The sequence below is a fragment of the Spirosoma rhododendri genome (genome assembly GCF_012849055.1).
GTDB classification, from domain to species: Bacteria; Bacteroidota; Bacteroidia; order Cytophagales; family Spirosomataceae; genus Spirosoma; species Spirosoma rhododendri.
Map to the genome: position 1 here is coordinate 1,214,785 of NZ_CP051677.1, position 12,090 is coordinate 1,226,874.

The 12,090-nt window shown below is 51.3% G+C and carries 6 protein-coding genes; 5 read left to right on the top strand and 1 reads right to left on the bottom strand.

Translation table 11 applies throughout. The features are described 5' to 3' along the window. Nucleotides 1-28: 28 nt before the first annotated feature. Entirely contained in the window at nt 29-1,591 is a 1,563-nt protein-coding gene (locus tag HH216_RS04780) for a hypothetical protein (protein ID WP_169549760.1), read from the top strand. 24 nt (nt 1,592-1,615) lie between these two features. On the opposite strand, the gene HH216_RS04785 is transcribed toward HH216_RS04780, so the two are convergent. After that, entirely contained in the window at nt 1,616-5,077 is a 3,462-nt protein-coding gene (locus HH216_RS04785; protein WP_169549761.1) for a class I SAM-dependent DNA methyltransferase, read from the bottom strand. Between the two features lie 447 nt (nt 5,078-5,524). Here HH216_RS04785 and HH216_RS04790 point away from each other — a divergent pair, with 447 nt between their 5' ends. The 4 genes from HH216_RS04790 to HH216_RS04805 all read left to right on the top strand — a co-directional run bounded on the left by HH216_RS04790 (nt 5,525) and on the right by HH216_RS04805 (nt 12,066). Further along, nucleotides 5,525-7,333 (top strand): FG-GAP repeat domain-containing protein, encoded by a 1,809-nt coding sequence (locus HH216_RS04790; protein ID WP_169549762.1) that lies wholly within the window; start codon nt 5,525-5,527, stop codon nt 7,331-7,333. 525 nt (nt 7,334-7,858) lie between these two features. Then, nucleotides 7,859-9,544, top strand: coding sequence for a serine-rich family protein (locus tag HH216_RS04795; RefSeq protein ID WP_169549763.1), 1,686 nt, complete (start codon nt 7,859-7,861; stop codon nt 9,542-9,544). A gap of 181 nt (nt 9,545-9,725) precedes the next feature. Then, complete coding sequence (locus HH216_RS04800; protein WP_169549764.1) at nt 9,726-10,193, top strand: hypothetical protein; 468 nt, start codon at nt 9,726-9,728, stop codon at nt 10,191-10,193. A gap of 169 nt (nt 10,194-10,362) precedes the next feature. Beyond that, nucleotides 10,363-12,066 (top strand): AMP-binding protein, encoded by a 1,704-nt coding sequence (locus tag HH216_RS04805; RefSeq protein WP_169549765.1) that lies wholly within the window; start codon nt 10,363-10,365, stop codon nt 12,064-12,066. The last annotated feature ends 24 nt before the right edge of the window (nt 12,067-12,090 follow it).

Sequence of the window (12,090 nt, forward strand, 5' to 3'; positions counted from 1 at the left end):
AATCCACGCGGGGCGGGTCTACTATGCCATGTTCGACGGAATCAAAGTGCAGGACGTTTCGGTTTCCGTTGACGGACTGCTGACGAACGACCGCCTGACGTTTGGGGGGCTGGTCGATATGCAGATGGGGTTCGTACTCAATCCAGAACAACGGGCGCAAGACCGGGGGTTAAATTTCCGACTTGTACCACGCCGGGCGGGGCTGGGGCATCGGGTTGAGGTGAAAGGCAGTTTGCACAAGTTCTATAACAACGGCCTACACAACGCCGATCAGTACACGGCAAACGACGTACTGCTGACGTTAGATCGATTGGTAACAGAGTACGGGTTTAACCTGTATGAGTCGAAAATCAACAACATAGAGTTCGGCGTGAATGTCGAACTGCCGTTTGCAATTAGCCAGGTGTTTGCCAACCTCATCTGTTACAAAAACCAGCCCTTTGCATCGGACCCATACAGCCAAACGCCGTATTACACCTGCAACCGGCAACGCTACACGGTGAAGATTTACGACAAAGGCAAACAGAAAGGGTTAGGCTGTAATCTGCTGAGGTTTGAGATACGGGTAAAAAAGATGCAGTACTTCAACGGCACCGGCATCCGGTTACGTACGTTGGCCGATTTGCTGAACGTGGCCAATTACGGGCCGTTGGGGGCCTTGTTGGTCGATACGTTTGATGCTATCCTGTTTGACGACCCGGCCATAAGTCAAAAGGTACTGACGCCAAACGAACGGACTCTTTACAAGGAATGCCGTAACCCCCGTTACTGGCCTACACCTAACAATCTGACCCCGAAACAGGCTGCAACCCATCGGCAACGAATGAGCCGTAGCAAAGACCGTTTCCGCGCCTTACTACATCAGTACGGGAGTAATTGGCAACGGGACGTTTCGACGCTCATACGGCAAACGTGGGCACAACTTACAGCCGTTGACGACGACCTACTGACGCAGATTGAAACGTACAAATCAGCGTGGCGAAACCTGCCAAAACCCGATGTTTTAAACGGCGTTTGCAGTGAGAATACAGTGAGCGATGAGGGCGAAACCTGTCACAAATTAACCGGGTCGATTGATACCGACGAAGTGCCAGTTGACGGGCCAACCTGTCACGAATTAACCGACGTTGCTGACGCCGGTTTGTCACGAATTAACCCTTTATGTTCCGAGGTACTTTGTGACACGGGTAAATCAGACCAACCACCCGCCCCCCCTACGGTCTGTCCGGTTACGGGGGCGGTTATCAACCAGCCGCAGCCGGGCCAACGGTTTGTATCGGCTGCAATGCTACGCACGAACGACGACCTTCTGCTGACGCTCGAACGACAGCACCGACAGTATGCTAAAGGCTCAAAAGAGGATGAATACAGCCGGGCGGCTCATAACGTCAGGAATAAAGAGAGCAATGAGCGCAACAACCTCCGACGACGAATAGAGCGCAACAACTTCCGACAACACCTAGAGCAACACAGCCAGACAACGGGCGGGCAACTACCCCTGTTTCCTGAGTTCGGAGCGTTTCAACTCACCGACGCGCAACGGGCCGCGCTCGACTACTGGAAAGGAACGCCCTACGAAGTAAAGTTCTGACGACTCCGCAAGGCGTTCCCGACTTTACACCGCGTAGGCACCTTCCGGCGTTTGTCGAATGAGTGCCAGCGTTGCCAGCGTGTCTAGCAGGGGTTGTACTTTCCCGGCGTTGGTCCGCTGGAATTGCGCGGCTATCTGTTTGGCGTTGATTGGAACGCCCGCCTGCTGAACGGCGTCGCGTATGGCTTGCATCTGTTGGGCTAACTCTTTCGGCCATTCCTGCCGGGACGCCGGACCGCTGCTGACCTCCACAGCGGGGGCGGTTACCGTTGGCAGGTCGATACCTAGCTGCTGCTGCCCCGGTGCCTGATACGACGGACGCAAGTAACGAATATGCCCGGCGGTTTCCTCAGCCGCCCGTTCGTGGTTGAGCCGTACCAGCCGGGTAAGTATCTCGCTGTCGGGTAGATTGTCCAGCCATCCGTAGGCATCGGACACGGCGGTATCTAGCTGCTGATGCAGACTGAGCACCACCGACGCCAACCCCTGCTGATTGATAGTCTGTTCTTTCGTGCTGAGGGATTCACCCGCCTTTAACTTTTCGACCACGTTGTACAGGTCGGTTAATGTGAGCGTAGGGTGTGCCGCCTGTTGGCGTTTACGGTGTGCGTCTAGCTGTTCCGCTAATTCACGAATACGGGCCTGCTGTTGCGGTGCTGCATCAGGAAACGGGAACGGGTCAAAACAGCGGGTTTTAGTGTAACGTGGCGTGTTACCACCTAAATCACTGCCAGCAGCCAAAGCCCATGAAACGTGAATTTTGCTTGACAGAACGCCTAAATAGTACGCATCATTTAAAGCAATTATAGCCAATGCATCATCAGGTAAAATTGATTCTTCAAGAAACTGAAATACCCTATGCTTGGCAGTTACTACTGTTGCAATGTATCGTGGTAACGACGCAACCATCTGACGAAGTTTGGGATTTGGTTCGCCAAAAATCCACCATTTATCTTTTCTTGATGATCTTTCATTGTGCTCTCTCTCAGGTTTCACAAATTCGTACACATGCTGATAGAGAGTGGGATATTTTTGTAAGACGTCCTGTTCGCTCAGTCCGAACAAATCGACTACCAAGACATTTCTAGGCTTATCAGTAAGGTCCTTTCCATTACGATAATGTTTGATGTATTTTTCAATACCGTCAATTCTACCAATTCCTAACTCCGTAGCCTTCTCCGCTGTGACTATAAAACCCGAACCATGAAGTTTTACCCCGTTGTTACTAATATCTTTGTTTGACCTTAAGGGATAAACGCTATCTAATGCAGCACCAATAGTCAAATCAGACAAGATTTGTCCTTGGCGTGCAACAAACATTACATCCGCTGCATCATCTCCGACAGGGACACTTTCAGATTGGACTGTTAAGAGGTTACCATTTATTACAACATTGCTCTTGGGTTCTACCACCGTCATTGCAATTCTCACGGCTGCCCCGTCCGTACCTTCAACCCATGGGTGATCGGGTATGGCAAAAGTCAATACCAACGTAGATTTATCACCGTCCAAGAACGGTTGCATCGTACGCCTGTTAAAGGTCTGTTTCAGGCTGTTTGTCGTGATAAGTCCGAAACGTTCCGTGTTGCCCTGTTTTACATGTTCGGCAGCTTTATACCACCAATACATGACCAGATCAGCCGATTCAGGCACCTTGCCTTTATACGTCTTGCGTAGGGCTTCCGTGTAACCGTCGCCTAATGCATCACGCATGTATTTGTTACCCACGAACGGCGGGTTGCCTACAATGTAATCCGCTTGCGGCCATTCGGCGGGGCGGGGGTTGGGGTAGTCGTTAACCGTCACGCGGGCGGTTTCGTCGGGTACGGGTTGGCCGGTTACGGGGTGCAGTTTGGTCGTTATCCCGTCCCACCGCGTGACGGGTTGTCCGTTGGCATCGACCCGCGCCACCGGGGGACCGTGCTGCAACACGGCGTCCTGCTGATGAATGTTTTCGTATTCATCTAGCAACGGTGAGGGTAGTTCACTCATGCCGTGGGTTCGCAAATGCCATTGCAGATAGCCAATTTTCAGCACTACATCGGCAATCGCAGCCGCACGAGGGTTTAATTCCAGCCCTAACAGTTGCCGGGGCGAAATGGTCGTACCTCCGCTGAGGTTGAGCAGGGCCGTTACGCCGTAGGAGTTGATAGCCGCCAACACCTCCCCCTCCAATCGTTTCAGGTGTTCCAGCGTCACATACAGGAAATTGCCCGACCCACAGGCGGGGTCAAGAATTTTGATGCTTGTTAGTCGTCTTAGAAACCGTTCCAGTTCGGCGCGGGCGGGTTTCTCTTTGCCTTCGTTCAGTAGCTGTGCGGCCGCAGCCTGAGCAGCCGCCCATTCTCGGCGCAGGGGTTCCAAAACGGTCGGCAGTACCAACCGTTCGACGTACCGGCGCGGGGTGTAGTGGGCACCCAAACTGTGCCGTTCGCGGGGGTCTAATGCCCGTTCCAGGAGCGTACCAAAAATAGCGGGTTCTACGGCGGTCCAATCCGCTTCAGCCGCCTTTTGTAGCAAGGCAATCTGATCGGCCGACAGGGGCAACGCTCTGGCATCGTGAAACAGTTTGCCGTTGAACTTTCGCAGCCGCGCCTTCAGATCGGGCGAAAACCCGCCCGTGTCCATCGTGTGCCACAGCGTTTGCAGGGCATCGGGCAAGAAGTCGCGTAGATCAGGCTGTGCATATTGGCGCAGCATACCCGTAAACGATTCCTTTGGTATCAGCCCCACGTCCTCCGAAAACATCGTAAACAGGCAGCGCATCAGGAATTGTGCAACCAAATCGGGCGCGTGTCCGGCGCGTTCCAACTGTGCCGACAGGTTAGCGAGGTAGCCCGCTAATTCCCGCGTGACCCGTGCCGCCCGGCGGCTGGGGTCCAGTTCGCGGGGGTCGGTCCAGATTTGGCGCAGTAGTTCGCGGGTTTCTTTGTCGGCTAGTCTGGCCAGCGGAATACGGTACCGGGTCTGATCGGGAAACGGTACGAACTGATCGCCAACACCGGCAAAGTTGCTGTACACGTCGATACAATAGCCCACATCGGCCACCAGTACAAACAGGGGGCGGGGTTCGTCGGCAGGTAAGGCGCGAACGTAGCCCAACGCCTGTTGCCGGGCGGTCTGCATCATCTGTTGCCACTTAGCCGACCCACGCACGGCATGACCTTTCCGGCGTTTCTCAGTAGGCAAACCAAGCTCGGCGCGTTCAGCCGCCTTTTGCCCATCGGGTGTATCGGTACCCTGTTTGGTTTCCAAGACGAAACAGCCGCGTTTGTAGAGGTCAATCCGGCCGGTACTACGTTTGCCATTGTCATTGAACTCAACCGGCCGTTCGATTACGTAGGCATCCTCAGCGGGGTTTGCGGTCATCGGGTCAGGCCGGGTAACACCGATCAAATCGCACAGGTCCTGAAGAAATCCGGCATAGTTGGCACGTTCAGCCCCGCCGGAGTTTTTCCAACGGGTTTCAAATTCGGGATAGGTCACAGGGTAAGGAGTAAGGCGGACAGATAAAAACAGCCCAAAAGATAGCCTGTATTCCGACGCGGGGGGCGGGTAGCATCACAAACCTTTCGGACGGTCGGTAACACTGACCGGGGAGGGGTAGGTTTATTCCCAAAAGACGGCGTTCGCGTTAACTGTTAGGTCCGTTAAAAAGATATGCCGTCAAAATTGGGGAAGTGTAAGTATTTTTCGTTTATGGTTACTTTCTACAATCGAATATAACTGATAACTATTCATGCTATTATGAATCCAACTCTATCGCATTCTTTCCGCCCTGAGTGGTGTGTTTTATCTAAGTCTGTTAGCAATTGTCAGTTAAAGGTATGGCTTCTCATTTGTTACCTACTTTTATCGACTAATGTGCTCAACGCACAGTGTTTCACCCCGCCCGTTGATTATGCTACAGCGAATCTACCAACTTCAATGGTTGTGGCTGATTTTAATGGAGACAACAAACCTGATATAGTGGCTAACGGTGGCAGCTTTGATGCCACGAAGATTTCAATGCTACTAGGTGATGGTAAGGGTAGTTTTGCCCCCGCCACGCTCATCGAAGTAGGAAATACGTCTGCATTCGTGGGAACGGCTGATTTCAATGTTGACGGCAAAGCAGACTTAGTCATTGGATTGTATACAGAAAATAAAGTGGGTATACTGTTGGGTGACGGCACTGGGCAATTCAGCGCAGTAGCCAAGTTTAGCACTGGTGCTTATCCAAACGCGATAGCAATTGGTGATTACAATAATGATGGCAAAGTAGACCTGGTTACCGCTAATTTCAACAGTAGTTCCACATCGTTGCTGCTGGGTGACGGAAAAGGAGGCTTTGGTTTAAACAGTGATTTCCCAGTAGGTCTAAATCCGCTTTCAATAACTCAGGGCGACTTGAATGGTGATGGTAATCTTGATGTCATAACAGCTAATGTAAATGGTAGCAGCAGTAGCTCCGGTTCAATCTTATTGGGTAACGGACAGGGTGGATTTAGTCCCAAAATAGATATTGCTATCGGGTCCGGCCCCTCAACACTTACTTTGGTTGACTTAAACAAAGACAGTAACCTAGATTTAGCAGTATCCAATGTAAATCAGGTAGCCGTGTTTTTGGGCGATGGCAAGGCAGGTTTTTCGGCTAAACAAAATATTTTCACTGGTAACTTTCCTCAGTCAATACGGACCAGTGATTTTAACAAGGACGGGAATGCTGATTTGGTTGTAGTAAACTATAACAGTGCCAATCTATCAGTACTACTAGGCGACGGTCGTGGTAATTTAGGAACTCCGGTTAATTTCGTTTTGGGCCCTAATCCTGTTAGTACGTATCCATTTTTTGTCACCATCGGCGATTTCAATCTTGATACTAAGCCAGATTTAGCTACTATCGTAGTAGAGAAACAAAATAAAATAACCGTACTTCTCAATTGTACGTCAATCAATACCGCGTTTTCCCTACTAGCTCCAACATACAACTGCCAGAGTGGAGCATTCCATTTCAACACAAGTGGAGGAGACGGGACGCCTATTGAGTACTATGCCGTGCCCGGCATCACGGGCTGGACAACCAATCCAGATCAATTTGTAGACAGGGAGACACGCACAGCAACCGATGCACAGCCTATTCTTCTTCGGGCGCGGCAAAGTGGAAAAGAAGTCAGTTTACTATGGGACATTCGGGCCCAATGCCCGCTCGGGAATACGACCAGCCTTCGATTAGTTGCCCCATCCTATTCCTGTAGCAGTGGTGCATTTACGTTTCAGACAACAGGAGGAGACGGGAGTGCCATTGAGTTCATGGCTATTGGCATTACGGGCTGGACAACCAATCCGAATCAGTTTGTCGATCGGGAAACGCGCACGGCCGCTGATGCACCGATTATTACCTTACGAGCACGCCAAAACGGTTTGGAAGTATCCTATGAGTGGAATATTAGATATGTTTGTCCAATAGGCAGTTTTCGGATTGGTACAGTTGCTGAATCGGCGGCTGGATTACAGGTCAGGGTTTTGGGTAATCCGATCAAGGAAGCTAATGCTGAGTTGGAGATAGAGGGAGCGGAAGGCCAACCCTTACTTATACAGGCTTTCAGCGAATCAGGTCGGTTGATAAACGGTTACCAGTTGGAGCGGGCATCTGCCACCCAACACCAACGGATAGAAGTAGGCAAGTCGTCAGAAAGTGTTCTACTGTTGCGGGTAACTACACCGACTCAGAGCAAAACGGTGAAAGTGATTAAACAATAAAGGCTGGATCTGTGCAGGCAGGTACAGGTCATTCCCGCGAACGGTCGTTCGCGGGAATGAAAAAAGGTCGGGGGAACCACCCACCCGACCCGATGAGCCGGGGGAACCACCCGCCCGGCTCTGACCAAACCAAGTAGCCTGTTACGGCCGCTTGTTTGAAACAAAGGTATGCAGCACCGAAAGGCCACCCGTCAACTAGGCTCAAAAAGTTTGCTATTCATTGGTACGCTATCGCGAATCCGTCAACTATTCCGTCAACTACATTCAAACGTCCTCATAACTAATTGATAATCAATATACTTTTTAATCCCTTCGGGAGCACAAACAAAAAGCGACGACCAGATCTGGTCGTCGCTTTTTGTTTGTGCTATGTAGTTCTAGCCTCGCTCATCATTTATCTCCTTGTTTTCCGCAAACCTACGTAAATCAGGTGGCCGCCTTTTTTAATGACCGGCCTGATATATGAACAATAGCAGATGGGTATATTTGGCTCGGTTCAACAGCATTCACCCTAAGCACGTATACATGAAGCTATTCTACTTTTTTCTAACAGTAAGTGTATTTACATCTGCCCCACTCCAGGCACAGACTAACTACGTAGCCAACACAGCCAATTCGTCTTCACCAGGTAATAATAATACACTGGTAGGACCTCAGGCCGGTAATAGCGGGATGAGTGGGATCAACAACTCAATTATCGGGTGTCAAGCCGGATATTCCCTTTCCTCAGGGACATTCAACACAGCCCTGGGATATAGAGCTGGTTATGGAGTCACGACAGGCGGGTTCAACACAATGATCGGTACCAATGCAGGCTTGAACAACACAACTGGCGTTGAGAATACATTTATAGGTTGTAATACGGGTTATTACAGTGGTATCGGTAGCAAGAATACCTTCGTGGGATTTAATTCTGGACAAAACGTATACGACGGTAGCTACAATACATATGTCGGGAACACAGCTGGACTTAGCACCAGGTCTGGTAGTAATAATGCATTTGTTGGCTATGAAGCCGGTTATGACAACATAAGCGGTAGCCAGAATACATTTATGGGAAGTGGGGCTGGACGCTACAATTCGTCAGGGACATACAATACATTCGTTGGTTATCAAGCCGGGGCAGCTAATACAACAAGTGGAGAAAATACATTTGTAGGTTACCTATCTGGTTATGTGAATACATCAGGCACGTATAATGTCTTTAACGGCAGTAGAGCTGGTCGATATAATACAACAGGAACAAACAATGTTTTCCTCGGCTACAACGCTGGATACGGCAATGAGTCGGGCAATGCCAACGCTTTTGTTGGCGCAAGCGCAGGCTACTCTAATTCGTCCGGCACATACAATGCGTTCTTCGGACCCTTCGCCGGAATAGGTAACACTACTGGCGCGTACAATTCATTCGTAGGAGCAGAAGCAGGGCGCCAAAATACAACGGGTGGCCAAAATACATCCGTTGGCTACCAGTCTGGTTATAACAACTCAACCGGCACAAATAACACCTTTCTGGGTTATCAGGCGGGTCGAAACGTAACGACCGGTAGTAACAACATCATTATTGGCCCCACATCTGGGACAGCTATCACCGACGGTAGCGACAACGTGCTGATGGGCTACAACAGTCAGGCAGAAGATGGTTTGCACAATGCGACGGCTATTGGTTCGCGGGCGCGGGTAGCCATCAGCAATGCACTCATACTGGGGAATGAGGCCAACGTCGGTATCGGGACCTCTGCCCCTGCCACCCGGCTCCATGTCAGCAGTGGTCAGGCGAATCAATCCGGTTTTCGACTGTCGGACTTGACGGCCGCCAGCCCGGCACAGCAGTCGGCTGACGCTTTTTTGACGGTCAATGACCGAGGTGACGTAGTTAAGGCTCGCTATCAGCTACGTATCAATGATGTTAGCCAATGGAGTGACAAAGTGTTTAGCCCCACCTACCAGTTGCGACCATTGACCGATGTAGCGACCTACGTGCATCAGAAGGGCCATCTACCCGGCGTTCCGTCGGCGGAGCAGATTCAGAAAGAAGGGATCGATCTGGTGCGGATGAATAGTCTACTGCTGGAAAAAGTCGAGGAATTGACGCTGTACGTGATTCAACTGGAGAAGGCCGGTCTGGACGCAAAACAGCGCGACAATCAGCAACAGGAACGCATCGGGCGGCTGGAAAAAATCGTGGAGCAGTTGCTACAAAAGAAGTAGGCCGTTCCGTTGCGGGCGAGACCGAACGTTCCGTAGCCCTCTACCATACTCTGATTAAGCAAACCCGGCTATTGATGTACGCGTCAAATACTGAACCTACACAGGTAGCATAGCATAATGTAGTGACGGCAAGCGGGTAACCTAGTCAAATAATAGCTAATTCCCGTTGACTGAGCGCCCTATGTATTCATTAATCGTTACTCCACTTGGCATTGATCTGGCAACTGATATGCTAATTGGGGAAATCCGTCGGCTGTTGCCCCAAACCCGTACTAGTGTCCGCTGGACCGAGGTTAACCGGTGGATCAGCACGTTTGCCTACCAACAGCAGTCAGATAATAACAGCGGCTACCCGCTCGTAGAAGCCTGTCAGGAGCAAGCGGCCGACTTTCTGGCACAACTACCGATAGCATCGCTAAACAGTCCCCTGTCGGCGGGCTGGTTATCCTGTCAGACAGTTCGGGCGTTGTTGCTGGCTAGTGGGGGCTACGAACTTGATTCCATCGAGCGCGACTGGCACGGGGCTTATTACCGCCCATTGCTAGCCTATCTGCAACGCTACGACCGGGCCGTTACGCGCGGGGTTCGCAAGCAGTCGGGCAAGCCGGTCCCGCTTCCAATGCCTTTTCTCGTCTGGTCGGAAAACTAGACTGACGATCAACAGCTTCCGCTTGTTTATTTTTTTATTCGATTCGAACAACGGTCAGGCACTTGCCTGACCGTTTTGTATTCGTGTTTAAACGGCTAACTTCAACAGGGGGAAAGTGACTTTCTCCTTTTTTAGTTTTATTATTGCTATACATTCTTATAGTCTTCACATGGAAACCTCCGTCAATACCCTCACTCGTCCCTGGCTTCGCCTTTACCCAAAAGGTGTTCCGCATGAGATCGATGCAGACAAGTATACGTCGCTGGCGACGCTGATGGAGGAGGGATTTCAGCGATTTGCCGACCGGCCAGCCTATGCCTGTATGGGTAAGCAGATTACGTTCGGTGAACTCGACACGCTGTCCCGGCAGTTTGCGTCGTTTCTGCAAAACGATCTGAAACTGCTCAAAGGTGACCGTATTGCCATTCAGATGCCGAACACGTTGCAGTACCCGATTGCCATGTTTGGGGCGCTGCGGGCTGGTATGGTGGTCGTCAATACGAATCCGCTGTATACCCCTCGTGAGATGCAGCATCAGTTTAAGGATTCGGGGGCAAAGGTCATTGTCATAGTGGCCAACTTCGCGGCCAACCTGGAGAAGATCATCGACCGCACGGATATTAAGCACGTTGTAGTTACCGAACTGGGCGACATGCTGGGCTTTCCGAAAAAGCAACTCGTCAATGCGGTGGTCAAATACGTGAAGAAGCTGGTACCGTCGTACTACCTTCCCGACGCTATTTCGTTTAACGATGCCCTCAGCCGGGGGACACGACAGCCGTTTAAACCGGTCGATATTCGTAGCAGCGAGTTAGCGTTCATTCAGTATACCGGCGGCACAACGGGCGTTTCGAAAGGGGCTATGCTGACCCAGCGTAACATCCTCGCCAACGTTGAATGCCAGTACGAATGGATGAAACCGGCCGGTGTTCCCGATGGGGCCGGCCTGATGGTAGCAGCCCTCCCACTTTACCACGTCTACGCACTGACAACCAATGCATTGAGTGCGCTTCGCAGCGGTTCAATGAACCTGCTCATTACCAATCCGCGCGATATGAACGCGTTCGTTGATGAGCTGAAAAAGTATAAAATCACCGGCTTCACGGGTGTCAATACGCTTTACAACGGGTTGCTGAATCATCCCCGCATTGGCGAGGTCGATTTCAGCGGCTTACGCATCACGTCAGCAGGGGGCATGGCCCTGCAAACCGCCGTTGCCGAGCGCTGGGCCAAACTCACTGGCAACACCCCCTGCGAAGGCTACGGTCTGACGGAAACCTCACCCGTGCTATCGTCGAACCCCGTCGACGGTACCGTGCGGGTCGGTACGATCGGGGTACCCTGGCCCAGCACCGACATGAAAGTGATTCTGGACGACGGTACCGATGCACAGGTGGGTGAACCGGGGGAGATCGTAGCCAAGGGGCCACAGGTGTTTATCGGCTATTACAAACGACCGGAGGAAACCGAAAAAGCGATGATCGATGGCTGGTTCAAAACCGGGGATATAGCCACGATGGATACCGATGGCTTCTTCCGCATCGTTGACCGGAAAAAAGATATGATTCTGGTGTCGGGCTTCAATGTGTACCCCAACGAGATCGAAGACGTGGTAGCGATGTGCCCCGGTGTGGGCGAAGTGGCCTGCATTGGTGTTCCCAACGAGCGCTCCAACGAAGTCGTGAAGGTGTTTGTCGTGAAGAAAGACCCGGCCTTAACCGAAGAAGCTATCAAAGCCTACTGCCGCGAAAATCTGACGGCCTACAAAGTCCCCAAGCAGATTGAGTTTCGCACCGAACTGCCTAAAACTAACGTCGGGAAGATTCTGCGCCGGTCGTTGCGCGAGGAAGAACTGGCCAAAGGAAAAGAATAGCGTTTTTTTGAAGAAAAGAGACAG